Consider the following 23169-nt stretch of genomic DNA (forward strand, 5'->3'; position numbering starts at 1 on the left):
ACATTTATTTCATTTTTATAAATAGTGAAAATTATGTTTTTGAGTGTGAGTTAACACTTTTGAGATGAATGAGATAAATTTTGTTATCAATCTCACAACATGGAAGGACGTGCGGCAACTCCCCTCACCCCGGCCCTCTCCCCAAAGGGGCGAGGGAGAAAAGAGCGCACCAAACTATCCCCTCTCCCTTTGGGGAGAGGGTAGGGTAAGGAGAAAATGAAATGAAAATTTCGTTAAGGCGAAAAAACTTAATACTGCCGGGCTTTTTTCAGCTGCGCCTGCGTTTGCTCCGCGGCTTTGCGCACGGCAGACGACGCCGCCACCTGCGCGTCACCGGTACGCCACCACGACGCATAGTCATGGGTCATGGTCTTCGGCAGCACTTTAATGTCCAGCAGCGTCGGGCCAGGGTGCGCGCGTGACGCCTCAAGCGCCGCCAGCAGGCTTTGCTCATCGTTCACACGCCACGCACGGCAGCCGTAGCTTTCCGCATTTTGCGCAAAGTCGACCTTCACCAGCGGCCCGTCAAGCCGCCCGGTTTCCGGGTTGCGCCTGCGGTTTTCCGTGCCAAAACTGCCCATTCCGTGCCCCATCTGTAGGTTGTTAATGCAGCCAAAGCCGGCGTTATCAAATAACAGAATGGTGACTTTGATCCCCTCCTGTACGGCGGTTTGCAGCTCGGAATGGAGCATCATGTACGAACCATCCCCCACCATGGCATAAACCGGTAGCTGCGGTTTCGCGAGCTTCGCGCCAATAGCTGCCGCGATCTCATAGCCCATGCACGAGTAGCCGTACTCCAGATGATAACTGTCCGGCGTTTTGACCTGCCAGAGACGCTGTAAATCGCCCGGCAGCGAACCGGCCGCGCCCACCATGATGGCGTTATCCTCAATATGCTGGTTGATCAGCCCCAGCACCCGCGTCTGGGTCAGCCGGGTGTTGAGCGTCTCGCCGTATTCCGCCAGCTGCGCATCCAGGTGTCCAGCCACTTCGGGTGCGTCATCAGGACGCCACTGGCGATCCCACAGGCGGCAGCACTCGTCGCGCCAGGCGGACTTCGCCCCGGCAATCGCTTCTCCCCAGGCGCTGCGATACCCGGCGAGCGCGTGGGTCAAGCCTCTCAGCCCGGTTTGGGCATCGGCAATCAGCGCGGTGGCGTCCAGCTTCAGGGCATCAAACTCGGCCACGTTCAGCAGCAGGAACTCAACGTCAGGGTGGGAAAAGAGCGCCTTGGAGCCGGTGGTAAAGTCGGTAAGACGCGTGCCGATGCCAATCACTAAGTCAGCCTGTGGCGCAAGCTGGTTGGCGGCCATACCACCGGTTACCCCCACGCCGCCCAGGTTAAGTGGGTGGTCACTTACCAGCGCCCCCTTTCCGGCCTGGGTTTCGGCAAACGGCAGCCGCAGCGTCTCGACAAATTCGCGAAACGCTTCATGCGCGCCGGAATAGCGCACGCCGCCGCCGCAAACCACCAGCGGACGGAGCTTGCGGGCGATCAGCGCCCGCGCCTGCTCCAGGCGCTCCGGATCTGGCGGGCGGCGCTCGATGTGGTGCACGCGACGCGCGAAGAAGCTCAGCGGGTAGTCCCAGGCTTCTCCCTGCACGTCCTGCGGCAGGCAAATGGTCACCGCGCCGGTATCGGCGGGGTCAGTGAGCGTTCGCATCGCGCTTAGCATCGCGCTCATCAGCTGTTCCGGCCGGTTGATGCGGTCCCAGTAGCGGGAGACCGGACGGAAGCAGTCATTAGTGCTGATGCTAAGATCGTGATACTGCTCGATCTGCTGCAGTACGGGGTCCGGCTGGCGGCTGGCGTAGATATCTCCCGGCAGTAGTAGCAGCGGGATGCGGTTCGCCGTCGCCGTTGCCGCTGCGGTAATCATATTGGCAGCGCCTGGCCCGACGGAGGAAGTGACGGCAAAAATGCGCTGACGGCGATGCTGTTTGGCGAACCCCGTCGCCATGTGGGCAATCCCCTGCTCGTTGCACCCCTGCATGATTTTCAGATGACCGGGATCCTGCTCCAGCGCCTGGCCGATACCGAGCACGTTGCCGTGACCAAAGATGGTGGCGACGCCCTCCACGAAGGGCGTTTCAATGCCATCAATGCTGACGTACTGTTGATTAAGGAACCGGACCAGCGCCTGGGCCATGGTCATACGTTCGGTTTGCATAAAACCTCCTGTCAGCCCAGCGTCGGCATGGAGAACGCAGCGCCTGTCTCCTGCTGCATTTCCGGCCAGCGTGCGGTGACGGTTTTCATTCGGGTGTAGAAACGCACGCCGTCGTTACCATGGACGTTGAGCGCACCGAAGATGGAACGCTTCCAGCCACCGAAACTGTGAAATGCCATCGGCACCGGAATCGGCACGTTGACGCCCACCATGCCCGCCTGCACCTCCTCGCAGAAGCGGCGGGCGCAGCCGCCATCACGGGTGAAAATCGCCGTACCATTACCATATTCGTGGCGATTAATCAGGTCCACCGCGCTGCTGTAATCTGCTACGCGAACCACAGAAAGCACCGGGCCAAAAATTTCTTCTTTATAGATGGTCATCTCCGGGGTGACGGTATCGAACAGCGTCGGCCCGACGAAGTAGCCCTGCTCGTGGCCCTTCACGCTGAAGCCGCGACCGTCCACGCGAAGTTTCGCTCCCTGCGCTTCCCCGCTGTCGATGTAGCCCAGCACCTTGCTGCGGTGCGCGGAGGAGATGAGCGGCCCCATTTCGTTTTCTGGCGTCTGGTCCAGCCCTGGCCCAACGCGCAGCGCGGCAATCTGTTTTTCCAGACGGGCGCAGAGGTCATCGGCGGTTTTATCGCCCACCGCCAGTACCACTGAAAGCGCCATACAGCGTTCCCCCGCCGCGCCGTAGGCCGCGCCCATAATGGCGTTGGTTGCCATCTCCATGTCGGCATCCGGCATTAAAATGCAGTGGTTTTTCGCCCCACCCAGCGCCTGACAGCGTTTGCCGTGGGCGGACGCGGTCTGGTAAATGTATTCCGCAATCGGCGTAGAGCCAACAAAGCTCACCGCCTGCACGCGCGGATCGGTCAGTAGCACGTCAACGGACTCTTTATCACCCTGCACCACGTTGAAGACGCCATCCGGCAGGCCGGCCTCTTTCAGGAGCTGCGCCAGCGCGAGCGCGAGAGAAGGATCTTTTTCCGAGGGTTTCAGCACGAAGGTATTCCCTGTCGCCAGCGCAATCGGGAACATCCACATCGGCACCATCGCCGGGAAGTTAAACGGTGTGATCCCAACGCAGACCCCGAGCGGCTGCATCAGCGAGTGGCTGTCGACGCCGGTGCCGACGTTCGCAGAGTGCTCACCCTTTTGCAAATGCGGAATACCGCAGGCAAATTCCACCACTTCCAGGCCACGGGTCAATTCGCCCACCGCGTCGGAGAAGACCTTGCCGTGCTCTTCGCTGATGATGCGGGCCAGGCGCGTCATGTTCTCCTCCAGCAGCGACTTGAAGCGGAACATCACGCGCGCGCGCTTAAGCGGAGCCTGGCGCGCCCACGCAGGAAACGCCTGCTGCGCGGCGGCAATCGCCTGCCCGGTTTCCTGCGCCGTACTCATTACCACCTGGCGGATCTGCTCGCCCGTGGCTGGGTTGAAGATCGCCTGAACGCGCTGGCCTGAACCGGTGACACATTCGCCGTGAATAAAATTCGCTACCGTCTCCATCCTTAACCTCTCGCTGTTGATACGTGACTGTTGACTGAACACTGTGTACAAACACTATATATGAAACAAACGTTCCATTTTAAGTTGAAATAAAATAAATGATGATTATTGTGATCAAGGATGGATTTTTATGTTTACAGCCAGTAACACTGGCTCAGCGTGCGCTATTAAGAAATTTCGGGCGAGGAAATGACTGAAGTTTCTGTTTCATTTTTGCTGCCAGATGGATGGCCGACATTTAAAAGACGCGGTTTTGCGTTTAGAATCATGAGACTGTATTTGGGGGATAAGATGACGACAGCAACCAGCCTGAACGAACTGCAGCAGCAAATCCGCGAGCGATACGATAACCTGAGTAAGAGGTTGCAGCAGGTCTCCCGCTATGTACTGGATAACACCAACAGCGTGGCCTTTGATACGGTTGCCGTTATTGCCGAGCGCGCCGACGTGCCGCCCTCGACGCTGATCCGCTTCGCCAACGCCTTTGACTTCACCGGCTTTAACGAAATGAAACAGCTGTTTCGCATGAACCTGGTGGAAGAGACCGCCAGCTACAGCGACCGCGCGCGGCTGTTCCGTGAAATGGAGAGCGAGGCCGTGCCGGAGACGCCGCTCGATATTCTGCACGAGTTCGCCCGCTCGAACGCGCAGGCGCTCCAGCAGCTGGCCGCCCGCGCGGAACCGGAAATGCTGGAGCGCGCAGTGCAGCTGCTGGCTGACGCCGACACCATCTACATCGCCGGACTGCGCCGCTCCTTTAGCGTCGCGGCTTACCTGACCTATGCCCTGAGTCATCTGGAGTGCCGCCCTATTCTGCTCGACGGCATGGGCGGAATGCTGCGCGAACAGATCAGCCGCATTAAAGCGCGCGACATTGTGGTGTCGATCAGCTTCTCGCCGTACGCCGAAGAGACAGTGATGGTCAGTGAAACTGCCGCCAGCGTCGGCGCGCGGCAGATCGTGATTACGGACAGCCAGATAAGCCCCCTGGCGACGTTTAGCGATCTTTGCTTTGTGGTGAAAGAGGCGCAGGTGGATGCGTTTCGGTCTCAGTCGGCAACGCTGTGCCTGGTGCAGTCGCTGGTAGTGGCCCTGGCGTATAGGTTGGGTGAAGGGAAGTGAGGAAATAAAAACCCCCTGCACAGGCAGAGGGTTTGGGTGTTAATTCAGAGGGAGATTATTCCCACTCAATCGTAGCCGGTGGCTTACCGCTGATGTCATACACGACGCGGGAAATACCGTTAACTTCGTTGATGATGCGGTTAGACACGCGGCCTAAGAAGTCATACGGCAGGTGCGCCCAGTGCGCGGTCATGAAGTCGATGGTTTCCACCGCACGCAGGGAAACAACCCAGTCGTACTTGCGGCCATCGCCCATGACGCCAACGGAGCGAACCGGCAGGAACACGGTGAACGCCTGGCTCACTTTGTTGTACAGGTCAGCTTTGTGCAGCTCTTCGATGAAGATAGCGTCCGCGCGACGCAGCAGGTCGCAGTACTCTTTCTTCACTTCGCCCAGCACGCGCACGCCCAGACCCGGGCCCGGGAACGGATGACGGTAGAGCATGTCGTACGGCAGACCCAGCTCCAGGCCGATCTTACGCACTTCGTCTTTGAACAGCTCACGCAGCGGTTCAACCAGGCCCATCTTCATCTCTTTCGGCAGGCCGCCCACGTTGTGGTGAGATTTGATGACGTGCGCTTTACCGGTGGCGGAGGCCGCAGACTCGATCACGTCAGGGTAGATGGTGCCCTGCGCCAGCCATTTCACATCTTCCAGCTTCAGCGCTTCTTCGTCGAACACTTCCACGAACACGCGACCGATGATTTTACGTTTCGCTTCCGGATCGTTCTCGCCTTTCAGCGCGTCCAGGAAGCGCTGCTCGCCTTCCACGTGAACGATGTTCAGACCGAAGTGGTCGCCAAACATGTCCATAACCTGCTGGGCTTCGTTCAGACGCAGCAGACCGTTGTCCACGAAGACGCAGGTCAGGTTTTTACCGATGGCGCGGTGCAGCAGCATCGCGGTCACGGAGGAGTCCACGCCGCCGGAGAGGCCGAGGATCACTTTGTCATCGCCAACCTGCTGGCGGATACGCTCCACGGCGTCGTCGATGATTTTTGCCGGGGTCCACAGGGCTTCGCACTGGCAGATGTCACGCACGAAGCGCTCCAGCATGCGCATACCCTGACGGGTGTGGGTCACTTCCGGGTGGAACTGCACGCCGTAGAAACGTTTTTCTTCGTTCGCCATGATGGCGAACGGGCAGCTTTCAGTGCTGGCAACGGTCACGAAGTCAGACGGGATAGCGGTGACTTTGTCGCCGTGGCTCATCCACACGTCCAGCAGCGGTTTGCCGTCTGCGGTCAGGGAGTCTTCGATACCGCGCACCAGCGCGCTGTCGGTGACGACTTCAACCTGTGCGTAGCCGAACTCACGCTCGTTAGAGCCTTCTACGTGGCCGCCCAGCTGCATCGCCATGGTCTGCATGCCGTAGCAAACGCCGAACACCGGTACGCCCGCTTCGAACACGTACTGCGGCGCACGCGGGCTGTTCTCTTCGGTGGTGCTTTCCGGGCCGCCGGACAGGATGATGCCGCTTGGATTGAACTCGCGAATCTGTGCTTCCGTGACATCCCACGCCCACAGCTCACAGTAAACGCCCAGTTCACGCACGCGGCGCGCCACCAGCTGAGTGTACTGAGAACCAAAGTCCAGGATGAGAATGCGATGTTTATGAATGTTTTCCGTCATTGACGCTAATTCCGAGGCAAGTGAAACAAAACAAAGCGCCCGGCATTGAGCCGGGCGCGGAAATTTATCAGGAGCCCAGACGGTAGTTCGGGGACTCTTTGGTGATCGTCACGTCGTGAACGTGGCTCTCCTGGATACCCGCACCGCTGATGCGTACGAATTCCGCTTTGGTACGCAGCAGGTCAATGGTACCACAGCCGGTCAGACCCATACAGGAGCGCAGGCCGCCCATCTGCTGGTGAATGATCTCTTTCAGGCGGCCTTTATACGCCACACGGCCTTCAATACCTTCCGGCACCAGTTTGTCTGCGGCGTTATCGGTCTGGAAGTAACGGTCGGAGGAACCTTTGGACATCGCGCCCAGGGAGCCCATACCGCGGTAGGATTTATAAGAACGCCCCTGGTAGAGTTCGATTTCACCCGGGGATTCTTCGGTACCGGCCAGCATGGAGCCCACCATCACGGCTGCGGCACCTGCGGCGATCGCTTTGGCGATGTCGCCAGAGAAACGGATACCGCCGTCCGCGATGACCGGAATACCGGTACCTTCCAGCGCTTCGACCGCGTCAGAAACCGCCGTGATCTGCGGCACGCCTACGCCGGTGACGATACGGGTGGTACAGATAGAGCCAGGACCGATACCCACTTTCACCGCGCTGCAACCCGCTTCCGCCAGCGCGCGAGCGCCTGCGCCGGTTGCCACGTTACCGCCGATGATCTGGAGATCCGGGTATTTAGCACGGGTTTCACGAATACGTTGCAGAACGCCTTCGGAGTGGCCGTGGGAGGAGTCAATCAGCAGCACGTCAACGCCCGCAGCAACCAGCGCGTCAACGCGCTCTTCGTTACCCGCACCTGCGCCAACCGCAGCGCCGACGCGCAGACGGCCATGCTCGTCTTTACAGGCGTTCGGTTTACGTTCTGCTTTCTGGAAATCTTTAACGGTGATCATGCCGCGCAGGTGGAAGTTCGCGTCCACTACCAGCGCTTTCTCAACGCGTTTTTCGTGCATTTTCGCCAGCACCACGTCGCGGGTTTCGCCTTCACGCACGGTCACCAGACGCTCTTTTGGCGTCATGTAGACGCTGACAGGCTGGTTCAGGTCAGTCACGAAACGCACGTCACGACCGGTAATGATACCCACCAGTTCGTTGTCTTCAGTGACTACCGGATAGCCTGCAAAGCCGTTACGCTCGGTCAGGGCTTTCACTTCGTGCAGCGTGGTGGTTGGCAGAACGGTCTGAGGATCGGACACGATACCGGATTCATGCTTCTTCACGCGGCGAACTTCTTCCGCCTGACGCTCGATAGACATGTTTTTGTGGATAAAGCCAATGCCGCCTTCCTGTGCCAGGGCGATAGCCAGACGCGCTTCAGTCACGGTGTCCATTGCTGCGGAGAGCATAGGAATGTTCAGACGAATGGTTTTCGTCAACTGCGTGCTGAGGTCGGCAGTATTCGGCAGAACGGTGGAGTGAGCGGGAACGAGGAGGACGTCGTCAAACGTCAGTGCTTCTTTAGCGATACGTAGCATGGGCAATATCTCTGACCTGGGTGGTTAAATATTGCCGTGGCATTATACAGAGCGTAACCGATTGCATCCACACTTTTTTGAAAAAAATGCTTGCGCTCACCTCTCAGCAGGTTACTATCGACTGAATAACTTGCTGATTTAGAATTTGATCCCGCTCACATGTTATCCTCTCAATCCCCCTCAATTTATACTGTCAGCCGCCTTAATCAGACGGTACGTTTGCTGCTTGAGCAGGAAATGGGACAGGTCTGGATCAGCGGTGAAATCTCTAACTTCACGCAGCCTGCTTCCGGTCACTGGTACTTTACGCTGAAAGACGACACCGCTCAGGTGCGCTGCGCGATGTTCCGCAACAGCAACCGTCGCGTGACGTTCCGTCCTCAGCATGGCCAGCAGGTTCTGGTTCGCGCCAACATTACCCTGTATGAGCCGCGCGGCGATTATCAGATTATCGTCGAGAGCATGCAGCCCGCCGGTGAAGGCTTGCTGCAACAGAAGTACGAGCAGCTCAAAGCCATGCTTTCGGCTGAGGGATTGTTCGACCAGCAGTTTAAAAAGCCCCTGCCCTCACCCGCTCACTGCGTTGGGGTCATTACCTCGAAAACCGGTGCGGCCCTGCACGATATTTTGCACGTTCTGAAGCGCCGTGACCCTTCCCTGCCCGTCATTATTTACCCAACTGCCGTTCAGGGTGACGATGCGCCGGGGCAGATCGTGCGCGCGATTGAACTGGCAAATGCCCGTCAGGAGTGTGATGTATTAATCGTTGGGCGCGGCGGCGGCTCGCTGGAAGACCTTTGGAGCTTTAACGACGAGCGCGTGGCGCGGGCAATCTTTGCCAGCCTTATCCCGGTGGTAAGCGCCGTCGGTCACGAAACGGATGTGACGATAGCCGATTTTGTCGCGGATTTACGCGCGCCCACGCCGTCCGCGGCGGCAGAGGTAGTCAGCCGTAACCAGCTGGAGCTGCTGCGTCAGATCCAGAACGGGCAGCAGCGCCTGGAGATGGCGATGGATTACTTCCTCGCCAACCGTACCCGCCGCTTTACCCAGCTTCACCATCGTCTGCAACAGCAGCATCCGCAATTGCGTCTGGCGCGTCAGCAAACCGTGCTGGAACGTCTGCGTCAGCGGATGAACTTCGCGCTGGATAACCAGCTTAAGCGGGCGGTATCTCGCCAGCAGCGCGTCACGCAGCGTCTGAACCAGCAAAACCCGCAGCCGAAGATTTATCGCGCACAAACGCGTATCCAGCAGCTTGAGTTCCGCCTCGCGGAAAATATCCGCTCACGCCTGAGCACCACGCGCGAGCGTTTCGGCAATGCGGTCACCCATCTGGAAGCCGTCAGCCCGCTCTCCACGCTGGCTCGCGGCTATAGTGTGACCACCGCGACGGACGGCAAAGTGCTGAAACAAACGAAACAGGTTAAAGCCGGGGATGTGCTCACCACCCGGCTTTCTGACGGCTGGGTCGAGAGTGAGGTGAAAGAGATCAAACCGGTGAAAAAAACGCGCCAGCGTAAAAGCGGATAAATCTTCGCCGGTTACAAACTATACTGCTGCTATTGCCTTTTTTAATAAGGAGAGCAGCATGCCCCATCTTCATAGCGTCATCCCTCCGTATATTCTTCGCCGTATTATCGAAAGCGGTTCTGAGCCGCAGCAGCGCTGCGCCCGTCAGACATTAACCCACGTCCAGACGCTGATGGCCCATATGCCGGGCAAACCCGCCGCCCCGCATGTGAATAAAGCCGGTCAGCTTGAGCGTGACATCTACGATGCGAAACAGACCCAGGAGCTGCCGGGTACCCAGGTGCGCTATGAAGGCCAGCCCTCCAACGGCGATGTGGCGGTGGATGAAGCGTACGATTATCTGGGTATCACCCATGATTTCTTCTGGAAAGAATATCAGCGCGATTCACTCGATAACAAAGGACTGATCCTCACCGGCACCGTGCATTATGGTCGGGAATATCAGAACGCCTTCTGGAACGGCCAGCAGATGGTCTTTGGCGACGGTGACGGAGAAATCTTCAACCGCTTCACCATTGCCATCGACGTGGTGGCGCATGAGCTGAGCCACGGCGTGACCGAGACCGAAGCCGGGCTGATTTATTTTGAACAGTCGGGCGCGCTAAACGAGTCGCTGTCAGACGTGTTTGGCTCGCTGGTGAAGCAATATCATCTGAAGCAAACCGCCGATAAAGCAGACTGGCTGATTGGTGAAGGGCTGCTGGCAGCGGGGATTAACGGCAAAGGGCTACGTTCCATGTCTGAACCCGGTACCGCCTACGACGATCCGCTGCTCGGCAAAGACCCGCAGCCCGCGCACATGAAAGACTTCATCAAAACGCGCGAGGATAACGGCGGCGTGCATCTTAACTCCGGCATCCCCAACCGCGCGTTTTACCTGGCCGCAACGGCGATCGGTGGCTACGCCTGGGAAAAAGCGGGTTATGCCTGGTACGACACGGTTTGCGATCGCAACCTGGCGCAGGATGCGGATTTTGACGCCTTTGCAAAACTGACGATCGCGCACGGCGAGAAACGATCCGGTAGCGACGTTGGGGCGGCCATTAAACAAGCCTGGGAACAGGTAGGGGTGCTGTAAATGCAGGTTCCGGAACTGACGGATGACGCCGTGGTTGAGCTGGCCCGGGAAGGCGGCGTCGCCTTTATCCCTAAGCTGAGCGGCCAGCGCACCATTGCGCTCTCCTCGCTTAATGAGGCCCAGCGCCAGCGCCTGGTGAGCATTCTTGAGCAGGCTTTCCCGCGCGGCCAGCCGCCCGGGCAAGCCTCTTCCCCCGGCAGCGGTGACCAGCGCTATTTCCGCATCCAGATTATCTGGACCGGCCAAAATCAGGCGCACTACGCCGATATCATCGTGCTGGTACCCGAGCAGGAAGCACCTGAGTCGCTGGTGGAACTGTGGCAGAAAGGTGAAGGCTGCGTGTGCGATTAACCTTCAGCCCGAACAAACTCCACGCGTTTTTTAGAGATAAGACCGTGGCCGTTCTGGCAAAAATAGTCCACCGCACCACAGGCTTTTAGTACCTGGAGTGGCTGATGACACTCCGGGCAGCGGGCTTCGAGCGCGATATCTTTATTACAATTTTCGCAGTGCGCTACCCCGTTCAGGGGCTCCAGCGGTGTCTGGCAATCCGGGCAGGTAATCGTCATGGTGACTCCTTCAAAGCGTTCAGGTCTGCGATAATTTTACCACGTCGCGTTCAGTGCGGGCCACGCAACTGTTGCTGTAAGGTCAGCAGCAGCGTCACCTCCTCGACCCTGCGGCGCGTCGTGCGGCTCACCTGGTGCGGATCCCGTTCAAAGAGACTTTTTGCTCCCAGAATATGCTCCGCAAGGCAATGCTCGTAGATCGTACCGGGAATATGCCAGCGCTGAATTTCTTTACCCTTAATCAGCTCCAGCACATCTTCTGCGCCGCGTCGGTCGTGGCTGACGATGCGCCCGTCGCGCAAATAGAAGCGTAATCCCTTTTGCCCGCCCGCAGGCCCCGCGTATTTGTTAAGCCAGATGTCCACCGGCACGCCGCTGATGCTTCCCTGCAAATGCGCCTCGCCTTCCGCCGTGGTCAGATCGCCCATTGCGATTTCGCGGCCCAGGCGGTCTTTTGCTGTCACCACCTGCAACGTCATATCGTCACTGCCGTCCAGGTAACGCACCGTTTCACGCAGCATCGCCAGCACGTGCGTACCGATATCCAGAATCACACCATCTGGATGGCGAAGCGTTCGCGCGTCTGGCTCGCCGGTGGCGAAGTTGAGCGCAATGGGCTCTCCTTCGGCGTTATACCCGCTTGGCTCCTGCAAAAAACCTTCGATTTTGACGATGTCAGAAACATGAGCGACCAGTGATTGCTTTACGCTATCGAGACGCGCCATCCAGTGATCGAGCGCCAGCACGCGATCGGCGGCTCCCGGTTGAGCCAGCAGCGCTTTCAGTTTTTCAATTTGGGGCAGCGTGGCGACAATCGGTTTTTCTACCACAATACGCGACGCGGGTGAGGCCAGCGCCTGCTCAAGCACCTCGAGATGGTACAGGGAGGAAGTGGTGATAAACAGGGTATCCAGCGGGTGGGAAAGAAGTTCACCGAGCGACGCGCAACGTGTGACCCCTACAGGCTGCTTCTCGGGATGAATATCAAAACCTAAACAGCGCGGAGTATCAGGAAAAAGATTTCGTATTGCCGGTAAGTAAGCCGTTTCAACCACAGCACCAAGCCCAACAAACCCTAACAGCATGTTCTTACCTCGTTAAGTCAATTGCCGGGGCATAACGCCACCCCGGCAAGGTCGAGGTTTATCAGGCGTTAGCGGCCGGTTTAGTCTGCGCATTTTCCAGCATGCGGCGCACCGGAACAATGAGGACGATCAGCACCGCAGCACAAATCAGCAGCGCAATGGAGCAACGGGCAAAGAGGTCTGGCAGCATATCCAGCTGGTCGGCCTTCACGTGACCACCAATCAGCCCCGCAGCCAGGTTACCCAGCGCACTGGCGCAGAACCACAGGCCCATCATCTGGCCGCGCATTCTCTCCGGCGCCAGCAGGGTCATGGTCGCCAGACCAATCGGACTCAGGCACAGTTCCCCGAGCGTCAGCATCAGGATACTGCCCACCAGCCAGAACGGAGAAACCCCTGCCCCACCGTTGCTCAGCACGTTCTGCGCCGCCAGCATCATCAGGCCAAAGCCCGCCGCCGCGCACAGAATGCCGATCACGAACTTGGTGATGCTGCTCGGACGAATGTTTTTGCTCGCCAGCTTCGGCCATGCCCAGCTAAATACCGGGGCCAGCAGAATGATGAACAGGGCATTGATCGACTGGAACCACACCGCCGGGATCTCAAAATCACCGAACATGCGGTTAGTGTAGTCGTTGGCGAACAGGTTGAAGGAGGTTGGCTTCTGCTCGAACGCGGACCAGAAGAACGCGGCGGAGACCAGCAGAATAAAGCACACCAGCAGCCTTGCGCGCTCTTTGCGATTCAGCCCGGCGAAGATGAACAGATAGATGAAGTAGAGCGCGACGGAGGCGGCAATCACATACACCAGCACGCTGGCGACCGCGACCGGATTAATCACAATCACGCCCTGGGCAATCAACGTTACGATGATTGCAACACCCACAGCCAGCGCCAGCAGCCAGGCACCCACGCCGTTACGTTTCACTACCGGACTGTTCCAGGTGGAGTCCAGACCGACTTCACTGTCGTAGCGCTTCATGGCCGGAACGGCAAACACGCGGAAGATAATCAGGGCGACCAGCATCCCGATACCACCGATACCAAAGCCCCAGTGCCAGCCGTGGGTTTTAATCAGCCAGCCGGAAATCAGAGGGGCAATGAACGAGCCCATGTTGATGCCCATATAGAACAGCGAGAAACCGCCGTCACGACGCGCATCGCCTTTTTTATACAGGGTGCCGACCATGACCGAGATACAGGTCTTGAACAGGCCGGAGCCGAGCACGATAAACATCAGGCCGATGAAGAACAGGTTGTCGCCCATGATGGCCGACAGGGCGATCGACAGGTGCCCGAGCGCAATCAAAATCGAACCGTACCAGACGGCCCGCTGCTGGCCGAGCCAGTTATCCGCCAGCCAGCCGCCCGGCAGCGCAGCGAGGTACATGGTGCCGGCAAAGATGCCGACAATCGCCGAGGCGTTTTCACGCGCCAGGCCCATCCCGCCGTCATAGACGGTGGCGGCCATAAACAGAATCAGTAGCGGGCGAATACCGTAAAACGAAAAACGCTCCCACATCTCGGTGAAGAACAGCGAACCGAGCGGATAAGGATGGCCGAAGAAGGTTCGGCTCTCTTTTTGATTAACAGAGGATTGCATAATTCTCCCGAAAAGGTATGTGTCGTGCTTGTAAACACCAGCATGTACGCCGAACGGTTACGTATCCGATCGATTTTTTACATGCGGCGAAATGTTGGTTAACCATTTGATAACCAGGCGCTAGTTTTGTCTAGTACCGAACCCTGGACTTTAAGACGAAAATTCGATGATTGTCTACTTTCTTAGATATAAACATGGTTAAAAGCGAATAGTGATTGACATCACACAGGGAAGGCAGGCCTTTTGAATGGGCGAAAAAAACCCGCGACAGGCGCGGGTTTTAGTGAGTTCGGTAAGAATTATTTGCTATTCTTAATGTGCTTAATCAAACGCTTACGCTTACGCATCTGGTTCGGCGTCAGGGTGTTGCGTTTATTCGCAAACGGGTTCTCCCCTTCCTTGAACTGAATACGGATAGGCGTACCCATCACGTCCAGCGACTTGCGGAAGTAGTTCATCAGGTAGCGTTTGTAGGAGTCCGGCAGATCCTTCACCTGGTTACCGTGGATCACCACGATAGGCGGGTTATACCCCCCGGCGTGAGCATATTTCAGCTTCACGCGACGACCGCGCACCAGCGGCGGCTGGTGGTCTTCAGCAGCCATGTTCATGATACGGGTCAGCATCGCCGTGCTCTGACGGCGGGTAGAGCTGTCATAGGCTTCACGAACGGATTCGAACAGGTTGCCAACACCACTCCCGTGCAGGGCAGAGATGAAGTGAACGCGGGCAAAGTCGATAAAGCCCAGACGGAAGTCCAGCGTCTCTTTCACCTGCTCGCGCACTTCATTGCTCAGGCCGTCCCACTTGTTGACGACGATAACCAGTGAGCGCCCACTATTGAGGATAAAGCCAAGCAGAGAGAGATCCTGATCGGAGATACCTTCACGTGCGTCAATGACCAGCAGCACCACGTTGGCGTCTTCAATCGCCTGAAGGGTTTTGATCACCGAGAATTTTTCTACCACATCGGTGATTTTCCCACGCTTACGCACCCCTGCGGTGTCGATAAGTACGTACTCACGTTCATCGCGCTGCATTGGAATGTAAATGCTGTCACGCGTTGTGCCTGGCATGTCGTAAACCACCACGCGCTCTTCACCGAGAATACGGTTAGTAAGCGTAGACTTACCTACGTTTGGGCGACCAACGATAGCCAGCTTGATAGGCAGATCCTGCGGGTTGAAGTCGTCTTCCGGCTCTTCCTCGCCTTCCTCTCCGGCTTCAAACTGCGCCCAGTATTCAGCGTCCTCGTCCACCTCTTCCGGCGGGTTCACTTCATCTACCCACGGCAGCAAAACGGTTTCCAGCAGGCTGGTGACGCCACGACCATGCGAGGCCGCGATAGGATAAATATCGCCCAGGCCTAAAGACCAGAAATCCGCAACAGCCTGATCGGCATCGATGCCGTCAGTTTTGTTCGCCACCAGGAAGGTAGGCTTTTCGCGTGAACGCAGATGTTTAGCAATAGCAGAATCCGCGGGCATCAGGCCAGCGCGAGCATCCACCATAAACAGAACCACATCCGCTTCTTCGATAGCCAGCAGAGATTGCTCTGCCATGCGGGTTTCTACGCCGTCTTCCGTACCGTCAATACCCCCGGTATCGATACAGATGAACTCGCGTCCTTCCACCTCTGCACGACCGTACTTACGGTCACGCGTCAGCCCCGGGAAATCCGCAACCAGCGCATCACGGGTGCGTGTTAAACGGTTAAAAAGAGTGGATTTTCCAACGTTAGGGCGCCCGACAAGCGCGACCACAGGTACCATGTTTGAAGCCTCATAAAATTCAAAATAACGTCGCTTTCGCAGCGTTTTTAAAAATGTCAAAACGGCTCCTGAGTGAACAGGAGCCGTTTAGTATACTACAACCGCCGTGTAATTAACGCGTGATCGCGTACAGCGTGCCGTCTTTTGCCTGAATCAGCAGTTTGCCGTCAGCCACAACGGGCTCCGTCAGGAAGCCTGAGCTATCCACTTTCTGCTGTGCCACGAAGCGACCATTCTCTGGATCGATCCAGTGCATATAGCCTTCGCTGTCGCCCACCACCAGGCTGCCGTTATACAGTGCCGGTGCGGTCAGCAGACGGTGCAGCAGATCGCTCTGCGTCCACAGCGTCACGCCACCTTCGGTGCTCAGCGCCAGCAGACGGTCGTTCTGATCCACCATATAAATACGGTTGCCGTCGACGATGAAATCGTTCACGGAACCCAGCTCACGTTTCCACATGATCTGGCCGCTACGCAGGTCCAGCGCCGTCAGGTTGCCGTTGTATGCCAGCGCGTAAACCACACCGTCGACGATAACTGGCGTGGTGTCCACGTCACTCAGACGGTCAATTTCAGTTGAACCGGTCGCCTGGGAAATACGCTGCTGCCAGATCATCTGGCCCTGCTGCATCAGTACTGCGCTGACACGGCCGTTGTCACCGCCCACAATGGCGGCGCCAAAGGCGGTCGCCGGAGCAGATTCGCCACGCAGAGACAGCGCTGGCATATCCAGGTTAACCGTCCATTTTACCAGACCATCGGCTTCGTTCAGCGCCTGCAACTGGCCGTTGCTGGTATGGATCAGCACCAGGCCGTCGCTGACAACCGGACGCGACAAGGATTCACCGGCAACGGTGGTCTGCCATGCAACCGAACCGTCGCTGGCATTCAGCGCGTAAACCTGCGCTTTTTCGCTGCCCACATACACGTGACCGCCAGCAACGGTCAGGCCGCCAGAAAGCAGTGCAGGTTTACGGGAGAACCAGCCGTCTTTTTCCGCCAGGTTAATGGACCACACTTCTTTTCCGTCATCAGCGTTCAGCGCTTTAACGGTGCCTTTGCGATCGGCCGCATAGACAACGCCGTCAGCAAATGCCGGGTGCAGGTTGGAATAAAAATCGCCAATACCATCACCCACGGAGGTGTCCCAGGCGGTGGATGGGGTGAACTGGTTTTCAACCGTCGGCAGCGGGGACATTTTAACAACGTCTTCTTCGCCACTGAACAGTGAACAACCACTCAATAACGTAACAGAAAGCAGTCCTGGCAGAAGTAATTTACGCAATTGCATTGGGTCCCTCTCAGACGGACAAATTATTTATTTTCATCTGCATCATTTCGCTCAGCGCAGGTGAAGCTTTACTATCCACGCCAGCTTGCCACGCTTTACGCGCGCCCGCTTTATCACCTTTACTCAGCAGTGCTTCACCGCGAAGATCGGCAACAATAGCGGCAAAGCCTTCGCCTTTGATGGTATCAAGCGTTTTCAGCGCGTCGTCGGCTTTTTTCTGCTGAACCTGAATACGCGCCAGACGCAGATTGATCACCGCTTTCAGATTTTCGTCACTGGCAGCAGCAAGCCCCTGAGACAGTTGCGCAGCGGCTTTGTCCAGTTCGTTTTTATCAACATACTGCTGAGCCACTTCCAGCGCAGCCAGCGCGCCGTAGGTGTTTTTGTTGTCAGCGGCAAATTTCTCCGCAGCCGTCAGCGTTTGCGGCTGATCGGCACGGATTGCGCTAACGGTATTTTCGTAGTTCAGGGACGAACCGCGAGCAGAGTCAGCCTGATGATTGTTCCAGTAACGCCAGCCTACCAGCGCACCAACACCTAAAATAACCCCTACAACCAGTGCCTTGCCGTTTTCAGCAAAGAAGCGCTTAACCGCATCAACCTGGTCGTGTTCGTTCTCGTAAATTTCCACGCAGTCCTTCTCCTTAGCCCAATAGAGTGCGCAAGTGCGCCGCAACGCCATCCTGCGTTACCGTAGTTTGCTCACCAGAGCGCAGGTCTTTGACTACCACTTCGCCGTTGGCCACTTCGGACTCACCCAGCACCAGTGCGATACTTGCGCCCCACTTATCGGCACGAGCAAACTGTTTTTTAAAGTTGCCGCCGCCGTGGTTGGTCATCAGCTTAACGTCCGGCAGCGCATCGCGCACGCGTTCGGCAAGCTGCATCGCCGCAGACTGCGTATCCGCACCTGAGGCCACCAGGTATATATCGACAACAGGATCGGCTTTAAATTCCGGATTAACTGCCTGAACCAGCAAAACAAGTCGCTCAAGGCCCATCGCGAAGCCTACAGCCGGTGCTGCGCGACCACCCAGTTGTTCGACCAGACCGTCATAACGACCGCCGGCACAGACGGTGCCCTGCGAACCGAGGCTGGTGGTGACCCACTCAAATACGGTGCGGTTGTAGTAGTCCAGACCGCGCACCAGACGCTGGTTAACGGTATAAGCAATGCCCGCCGCTTCAAGCAGCTTGCACAGGCCGGCAAAGTGTTCGCGGGAATCCTCATCCAGGTAGTCACCCAGCGCTGGCGCATCGTTCAGCAGCGCCTGTACGTCAGGATTTTTGGAATCGAGTACGCGCAGCGGGTTGCTGTACATACGACGCTTACAGTCTTCGTCGAGCTTCTCTTTGTGCTGTTCCAGGAACGCCACCAGCGCATCGCGATAGTTCGCACGCGCTTCCAGAGAACCGATAGAGTTCAGCTCCAGGGAAACGTGCTCAGAAATACCGAGCGCACGCCACCAGCGGGCAGTAAGCATAATCAGCTCAGCATCGATATCTGGTCCTTGCAGACCAAACACTTCCACGCCAAGCTGGTTGAACTGACGGTAGCGGCCTTTTTGCGGACGTTCGTGGCGGAACATCGGGCCGATATACCACAGGCGCTGCTCCTGATTGTACAGGAGACCATGTTCGATGCCGGCGCGTACGCAACCCGCCGTCCCCTCAGGACGCAGGGTCAGGCTGTCGCCGTTGCGATCCTCAAAGGTGTACATCTCTTTTTCAACCACGTCGGTTACTTCGCCGATCGCGCGTTTGAATAACGGGGTCTGCTCTACAATCGGCAAACGAATTTCGCTGTAACCGTAGCTGCCGAGCACCTGCTTCAGTGTGCCTTCAATGCGCTGCCAGATGGCGGTTTCGCCAGGCAGATAATCGTTCATGCCGCGGATGGCTTGAATGTTTTTTGCCACGTTTATTCTCTTTCTATATACAAAAAAGAACCCAAAGAATGGGTTCAATCATACATGGGAAGCAGCCTGCTTCCCATCACGTTATTTTTCAACCTGCTGAACGCTGATGCGCTTCGCTTCGTCCATCATCGTCGCTTTCGCGCGAATCCGGGCTTCGAGCTGGTCGATCATATCACTATTATCCAGACGATCTTTACGAACGCCATCTTCATAGAGACCACTTTTCTTGTTACCGCCGGTCACGCCCAGCGTGGACACCAGCGCTTCACCCGGACCGTTCACCACGCAGCCGATGATGGAAACGTCCATCGGGGTAATGATGTCTTCCAGGCGCTGCTCCAGAGCATTCACGGTGCCGATCACGTCAAACTCCTGACGTGAACAGGTTGGGCAGGCAATGAAGTTGATCCCACGCGCGCGGATACGCAGTGATTTCAGGATGTCGAAACCGACTTTGATCTCTTCCACCGGAGCGGCGGCCAGGGAGACGCGTAACGTGTCGCCGATGCCTTCAGAGAGCAGCAGGCCGAGACCAATCGCCGATTTTACCGAACCGCTGCGCAGACCGCCCGCCTCGGTGATCCCAAGGTGGAGCGGCTGATCGATCTGTTTTGCCAGCAGACGATACGATTCAACGGCCAGGAAGACGTCAGACGCTTTCACGCTCACTTTAAACTGATCGAAGTTAAGGCGATCCAGATGATCGACGTGACGCATTGCGGATTCGAGCAGCGCCTGCGGCGTCGGCTCACCGTACTTTTCCTGGAGATCTTTTTCCAGAGAGCCAGCGTTCACGCCGATACGGATTGGAATGTTTTTGTCGCGGGCGCAGTCAACCACCATGCGAATGCGCTCTTCGTTGCCGATGTTGCCTGGGTTAATACGCAGGCAATCGACACCATATTCAGCGACTTTCAGCGCGATACGGTAATCGAAGTGAATATCGGCAACCAGCGGAACGCTCACCTGCTGCTTGATCAGTTTGAACGCCTCGGCGGCATCCATGGTCGGTACAGAGACGCGAACAATGTCCGCGCCTACGCGTTCTAATGCTTTGATTTGATTGACCGTCGCTTCTACATCCGTAGTACGCGTATTGGTCATCGACTGGACGGCGATAGGCGCCCCATCGCCGACTGGCACGTTCCCAACGTAAATCCGTTTCGATTTTCTACGTTGAATAGGAGCCTGGTTATGCATGTAAAATCTCCCGCATTGCCCGTCTGTTACTGTGCTGCTGATTGTTCGGCATTAACGGTAAGACGCGCAACCTGGTTAGTTCTGATAAAGCGGCTCAGATCGACAGGTTTTCCTTGATACTGGATCTGTACCGCTGCCGGTGCGCCGATTTTAAGCTTGTAAGGTGCCTGGCCCGTTAGATTTAACGTGCCATCTTTACGTTGCAGGCCGCTGAACAGCTTTTTACCTGTCGCATCAGTCACTTCCAGCCAGCAATCCGCCGTGAAATTCATCACCAGCGCATTCGGGTCAACGGCAGGTGCCGCCGTACCCGCCGGGTCAGTTGGCAGTGACGCCGCGGTGTTATCTGCCGGTGCCGTTGCCGCAGGGGCGGTATCAACATTGGCCTGTGAAGGTGATACGACCGCGTTTTGATCCTGGGCCTGGGTGGCTGGTGCGTTATTCGCCGTCGCTTCTGGCGTCGTCGCTGGCTCGGTTGCAGGCGTGCTGCTTGCTGCCGGCTGAGGTTCGCTGGAGGTCGCAGCTCCTTCGGTGCTCAGCGGCACGCTTTGCGCGCCGTTATTACCAGACTGATTGAGCTCAGCGGAGGACTGATCGGCCATCGTCGTGATCTCTTCCTGCTGCGCTTTGTGGTTTTGCCACCACCATGCGCCCGTCAGGCCGACAACCACGAACAGGACCAGCCAGGTAAAGCTCATCAGCCAGCCATCGCGTTTTTTACGACGTTTACCCAGAGAGAAGCTCTGCATCGGCGCAACTTTTGCCGCACGCACAGGCGCCTGCTTCTCCATCATCGGCAGTAATTCGTCTTCAGGGATATGAACCAGTTTGGCGTAAGAACGGATATAACCGCGCAGAAATGTTGAAGCCAGATCGGCGGGTGCCTTATCTTCTTCAATATCGCGAACGGTGGAAACCTTCAGGCACAGGCGTTCTGCAACGGCTTGCTGGCTGAGTCCGAGTTGTTCACGGGCGTTGCGAAGACGAACGCCAGTGGAGAGTGCTGCATTTTGATCGTGAGTGGCTTCAGTATTCATTCGCTACAACTACTGGTACGTGAAAATAAGGGTTCAGGTGCCGGTGAGTCACAATGCCACCCGCACCGCGAAACTTTAGGTCAGTTAACCTGGAACAAACAGTATAAGACTGTCGGGCCGCAGATGACAGCGCTGGCAGGCCTTCACGCTAAACTGTTGTTACGTCGTTACATACTGCCCGAAAGTCGTATGAAACGCACCGTAATTATTAATCAGTCATAATGATTGTGACTGAATATTCAGTAAATTAATGCTTCACGGCGCAAAAAATGCGCCGTGTCTGCATAATAATCAAACGGTTTTAACCGCGATTGACTCACCCTGCATACGCTTACGCAGCGTACGTTTGGTACGGTCAATAACGTCACCCGCCAGCTGACCACAGGCTGCGTCGATATCGTCACCACGCGTTTTACGGACGATGGTGGTGAAACCATACTCCATCAGCACTTTTGAGAAGCGATCGATACGGCTGTTCGAGCTACGGCCATACGGCGCGCCCGGGAACGGGTTCCATGGGATCAGGTTGATCTTACATGGCGTATCTTTCAGCAGTTCAGCCAGCTCATGTGCATGTTCGGTACTGTCGTTAACATGATCCAGCATCACGTATTCAATGGTCACGCGGCCCTGGTTCGCGTTAGATTTCTCCAGGTAACGGCGCACGCCAGCCAGGAAGGTTTCGATATTGTACTTTTTGTTGATCGGCACAATTTCGTCACGGATGGCGTCGTTTGGCGCGTGAAGGGAGATGGCCAGCGCAACGTCAATCATGTCGCCCAGTTTGTCCAGCGCAGGCACAACGCCGGAAGTAGAGAGCGTAACGCGGCGCTTGGACAGACCAAAACCGAAATCGTCTAGCATGATTTCCATCGCCGGAACGACGTTGGTCAGGTTGAGCAGCGGTTCACCCATCCCCATCATCACCACGTTGGTGATTGGACGTGTACCGGTGACTTTCGCCGCGCCCACGATTTTCGCGGCACGCCAGACCTGGCCGATGATTTCCGACACGCGCAGGTTACGGTTAAAGCCCTGCTGCGCCGTAGAGCAGAATTTGCACTCCAGCGCACAGCCCACCTGAGAAGAGACGCACAGCGTGGCGCGATCGTCTTCCGGGATATACACGGTTTCAACGCGCTGATCGCCAACGGCAATGGCCCACTTGATGGTTCCATCTGAAGAGCGCTGCTCTTCCACCACTTCCGGTGCGCGGATTTCCGCCACTTCTTTAAGCTTATTGCGCAGCACTTTGTTGATGTCCGTCATGTCATCAAAGTTGTCGCTGCAATAGTGGTACATCCATTTCATGACCTGATCGGCACGAAATGGCTTCTCGCCCATCTCTTTAAAGAACTCGCGCATCTGCTGACGGTTCAGGTCCAGCAGGTTAATTTTTCCATTTTTATTGGGAACCGCAGGAATGGCGACTTCGGAGGTATTCACTAATTCAGACATAATTTTTTCCGGCCTCGTTGTTACACGTTGTGGCCCTTGGTGGGTTGAAAAGAAACGCCCCGGTAAGCAGTCTGCTCGTCCGGGGCGTTGCATTGTACAAAGTCTGGCGCAGGGATGCCACGTTTGCACGCGGCATTTACGAAATTATTAGCGAGTGCGCGGGCACACTTCGCCTTCAGCGAAGAAGAACGCGATTTCGCGCGCAGCAGATTCAACAGAGTCGGAACCGTGGGTGCCGTTCTCGGTGAAGCTGTCTGCATAGTCGGCGCGCAGAGTACCTGCCAGCGCGTTGTCCGGGTTGGTTGCACCCAGCAGATCGCGGTGACGCTGTACCGCGTTTTCGCCTTCCAGTACGGATACCACGATTGGGCCAGAGGTCATGAACTCGACCAGACCATCAAAGAATGGGCGACCTTCGTGCTCAGCGTAGAAACCGCGAGCCTGCTCAACGGTCAGGTGCAGCATTTTGGTGCCAACGATCTTAAACCCTGCTGATTCAAAGCGAGCGAAGATGTTGCCAATAACGTTTTTTGCCACCGCGTTTGGTTTGATGATGGAAAAAGTACGTTCAATAGCCATTGATAACCTCTGTAAAATGTTCTGTTGTTTTTGCATACCTGAGTATGGTGTGGCGCGGATTATAA

General features: G+C 56.7%; 19 protein-coding genes. 4 read left to right on the forward strand and 15 right to left on the reverse strand.

Annotated elements, in window-relative coordinates; all coding sequences use genetic code 11:
• Window positions 1-248: 248 nt before the first annotated feature.
• Together iolD and ACOTYH_RS16015 are read right to left on the reverse strand one after the other, a co-directional pair.
• Window positions 249-2174, reverse strand: a complete 1926-nt coding sequence (gene iolD, locus ACOTYH_RS16010) for a 3D-(3,5/4)-trihydroxycyclohexane-1,2-dione acylhydrolase (decyclizing) (protein WP_126495544.1) — start codon at window positions 2172-2174, stop codon at window positions 249-251.
• Between the two features lie 11 nt (window positions 2175-2185).
• Window positions 2186-3691: a CoA-acylating methylmalonate-semialdehyde dehydrogenase gene (locus tag ACOTYH_RS16015; protein WP_058686518.1), complete on the reverse strand. Its 1506-nt coding sequence runs from the start codon at window positions 3689-3691 to the stop codon at window positions 2186-2188.
• 291 nt (window positions 3692-3982) lie between these two features.
• Between ACOTYH_RS16015 and ACOTYH_RS16020 the strand changes: the two genes are divergently transcribed.
• Window positions 3983-4813, forward strand: a complete 831-nt coding sequence (locus ACOTYH_RS16020) for a MurR/RpiR family transcriptional regulator (protein WP_032654464.1) — start codon at window positions 3983-3985, stop codon at window positions 4811-4813.
• 55 nt (window positions 4814-4868) lie between these two features.
• On the opposite strand, the gene guaA is transcribed toward ACOTYH_RS16020, so the two are convergent.
• Both guaA and guaB read right to left on the reverse strand, forming a co-directional pair.
• On the reverse strand, window positions 4869-6446 hold the full coding sequence (gene guaA / locus ACOTYH_RS16025; RefSeq protein ID WP_006811514.1) for a glutamine-hydrolyzing GMP synthase: 1578 nt from the start codon (window positions 6444-6446) through the stop codon (window positions 4869-4871).
• Between the two features lie 67 nt (window positions 6447-6513).
• Window positions 6514-7980: an IMP dehydrogenase gene (gene guaB / locus ACOTYH_RS16030; RefSeq protein WP_003860601.1), complete on the reverse strand. Its 1467-nt coding sequence runs from the start codon at window positions 7978-7980 to the stop codon at window positions 6514-6516.
• Window positions 7981-8139: 159 nt separating this feature from the next.
• On the opposite strand from guaB, the gene xseA reads away from it, so the two are divergent.
• From xseA to ACOTYH_RS16045, 3 genes are read left to right on the forward strand one after another with little or no spacing between them, the layout of a single operon-like run.
• Entirely contained in the window at window positions 8140-9513 is a 1374-nt protein-coding gene (xseA, locus tag ACOTYH_RS16035) for an exodeoxyribonuclease VII large subunit (RefSeq protein WP_032654466.1), read from the forward strand.
• Between the two features lie 58 nt (window positions 9514-9571).
• The gene (locus tag ACOTYH_RS16040) at window positions 9572-10591 is read left to right on the forward strand and encodes a M4 family metallopeptidase (RefSeq protein WP_033487446.1); all 1020 of its coding nucleotides are present in this window, start codon (window positions 9572-9574) and stop codon (window positions 10589-10591) included.
• A complete protein-coding gene (locus tag ACOTYH_RS16045; protein ID WP_006811517.1) occupies window positions 10592-10942 on the forward strand; it encodes a protealysin inhibitor emfourin in 351 nt (116 codons plus the stop codon).
• Here the strand turns inward: ACOTYH_RS16045 and ACOTYH_RS16050 are convergent.
• The 11 genes from ACOTYH_RS16050 to ndk all read right to left on the reverse strand — a co-directional run bounded on the left by ACOTYH_RS16050 (window position 10939) and on the right by ndk (window position 23104).
• Window positions 10939-11160, reverse strand: a complete 222-nt coding sequence (locus tag ACOTYH_RS16050) for a zinc ribbon domain-containing protein (RefSeq protein ID WP_017692930.1) — start codon at window positions 11158-11160, stop codon at window positions 10939-10941. The genes ACOTYH_RS16045 and ACOTYH_RS16050 overlap by 4 nt on opposite strands.
• Before the next feature lie 50 nt (window positions 11161-11210).
• On the reverse strand, window positions 11211-12245 hold the full coding sequence (locus ACOTYH_RS16055; protein ID WP_421637816.1) for a Gfo/Idh/MocA family oxidoreductase: 1035 nt from the start codon (window positions 12243-12245) through the stop codon (window positions 11211-11213).
• 61 nt (window positions 12246-12306) lie between these two features.
• Window positions 12307-13848 carry a peptide MFS transporter gene (locus tag ACOTYH_RS16060; RefSeq protein WP_048973732.1) on the reverse strand — a complete coding sequence of 514 codons (1542 nt, stop codon included), beginning with the start codon at window positions 13846-13848 and terminating at the stop codon, window positions 12307-12309.
• Window positions 13849-14147: 299 nt separating this feature from the next.
• Complete coding sequence (gene der, locus ACOTYH_RS16065; RefSeq protein ID WP_421637817.1) at window positions 14148-15620, reverse strand: ribosome biogenesis GTPase Der; 1473 nt, start codon at window positions 15618-15620, stop codon at window positions 14148-14150.
• A 112-nt stretch (window positions 15621-15732) separates the two neighbouring features.
• Entirely contained in the window at window positions 15733-16911 is a 1179-nt protein-coding gene (gene bamB / locus ACOTYH_RS16070; RefSeq protein ID WP_017383525.1) for an outer membrane protein assembly factor BamB, read from the reverse strand.
• 10 nt (window positions 16912-16921) lie between these two features.
• A complete protein-coding gene (locus ACOTYH_RS16075; RefSeq protein ID WP_017383526.1) occupies window positions 16922-17542 on the reverse strand; it encodes a YfgM family protein in 621 nt (206 codons plus the stop codon).
• A 13-nt stretch (window positions 17543-17555) separates the two neighbouring features.
• On the reverse strand, window positions 17556-18830 hold the full coding sequence (gene hisS, locus ACOTYH_RS16080) for a histidine--tRNA ligase (RefSeq protein WP_022649001.1): 1275 nt from the start codon (window positions 18828-18830) through the stop codon (window positions 17556-17558).
• A gap of 81 nt (window positions 18831-18911) precedes the next feature.
• The gene (ispG, locus tag ACOTYH_RS16085; RefSeq protein WP_421637818.1) at window positions 18912-20030 is read right to left on the reverse strand and encodes a flavodoxin-dependent (E)-4-hydroxy-3-methylbut-2-enyl-diphosphate synthase; all 1119 of its coding nucleotides are present in this window, start codon (window positions 20028-20030) and stop codon (window positions 18912-18914) included.
• Between the two features lie 26 nt (window positions 20031-20056).
• Complete coding sequence (gene rodZ / locus ACOTYH_RS16090) at window positions 20057-21067, reverse strand: cytoskeleton protein RodZ (protein ID WP_421637819.1); 1011 nt, start codon at window positions 21065-21067, stop codon at window positions 20057-20059.
• A 291-nt stretch (window positions 21068-21358) separates the two neighbouring features.
• Complete coding sequence (locus tag ACOTYH_RS16095) at window positions 21359-22525, reverse strand: bifunctional tRNA (adenosine(37)-C2)-methyltransferase TrmG/ribosomal RNA large subunit methyltransferase RlmN (protein ID WP_421637820.1); 1167 nt, start codon at window positions 22523-22525, stop codon at window positions 21359-21361.
• Between the two features lie 147 nt (window positions 22526-22672).
• Entirely contained in the window at window positions 22673-23104 is a 432-nt protein-coding gene (gene ndk / locus ACOTYH_RS16100) for a nucleoside-diphosphate kinase (RefSeq protein WP_063134571.1), read from the reverse strand.
• Window positions 23105-23169 lie beyond the last annotated feature (65 nt).

It is taken from the genome of Enterobacter cloacae complex sp. SHL001 (genome assembly GCF_049236825.1).
In the GTDB taxonomy this organism is placed as follows: Bacteria; Pseudomonadota; Gammaproteobacteria; order Enterobacterales; family Enterobacteriaceae; genus Enterobacter; species Enterobacter hormaechei_C.

Coding starts and splice junctions, on each gene's coding strand:
- iolD (WP_126495544.1), bottom strand. CDS start 2,174: ATGCAAACCGAACGTATGACCATGGCCCAGGCGCTGGTCCGGTTCCTT.
- ACOTYH_RS16015 (WP_058686518.1), bottom strand. CDS start 3,691: ATGGAGACGGTAGCGAATTTTATTCACGGCGAATGTGTCACCGGTTCA.
- ACOTYH_RS16020 (WP_032654464.1), top strand. CDS start 3,983: ATGACGACAGCAACCAGCCTGAACGAACTGCAGCAGCAAATCCGCGAG.
- guaA (WP_006811514.1), bottom strand. CDS start 6,446: ATGACGGAAAACATTCATAAACATCGCATTCTCATCCTGGACTTTGGT.
- guaB (WP_003860601.1), bottom strand. CDS start 7,980: ATGCTACGTATCGCTAAAGAAGCACTGACGTTTGACGACGTCCTCCTC.
- xseA (WP_032654466.1), top strand. CDS start 8,140: ATGTTATCCTCTCAATCCCCCTCAATTTATACTGTCAGCCGCCTTAAT.
- ACOTYH_RS16040 (WP_033487446.1), top strand. CDS start 9,572: ATGCCCCATCTTCATAGCGTCATCCCTCCGTATATTCTTCGCCGTATT.
- ACOTYH_RS16045 (WP_006811517.1), top strand. CDS start 10,592: ATGCAGGTTCCGGAACTGACGGATGACGCCGTGGTTGAGCTGGCCCGG.
- ACOTYH_RS16050 (WP_017692930.1), bottom strand. CDS start 11,160: ATGACGATTACCTGCCCGGATTGCCAGACACCGCTGGAGCCCCTGAAC.
- ACOTYH_RS16055 (WP_421637816.1), bottom strand. CDS start 12,245: ATGCTGTTAGGGTTTGTTGGGCTTGGTGCTGTGGTTGAAACGGCTTAC.
- ACOTYH_RS16060 (WP_048973732.1), bottom strand. CDS start 13,848: ATGCAATCCTCTGTTAATCAAAAAGAGAGCCGAACCTTCTTCGGCCAT.
- der (WP_421637817.1), bottom strand. CDS start 15,620: ATGGTACCTGTGGTCGCGCTTGTCGGGCGCCCTAACGTTGGAAAATCC.
- bamB (WP_017383525.1), bottom strand. CDS start 16,911: ATGCAATTGCGTAAATTACTTCTGCCAGGACTGCTTTCTGTTACGTTA.
- ispG (WP_421637818.1), bottom strand. CDS start 20,030: ATGCATAACCAGGCTCCTATTCAACGTAGAAAATCGAAACGGATTTAC.
- rodZ (WP_421637819.1), bottom strand. CDS start 21,067: ATGAATACTGAAGCCACTCACGATCAAAATGCAGCACTCTCCACTGGC.
- ACOTYH_RS16095 (WP_421637820.1), bottom strand. CDS start 22,525: ATGTCTGAATTAGTGAATACCTCCGAAGTCGCCATTCCTGCGGTTCCC.
- ndk (WP_063134571.1), bottom strand. CDS start 23,104: ATGGCTATTGAACGTACTTTTTCCATCATCAAACCAAACGCGGTGGCA.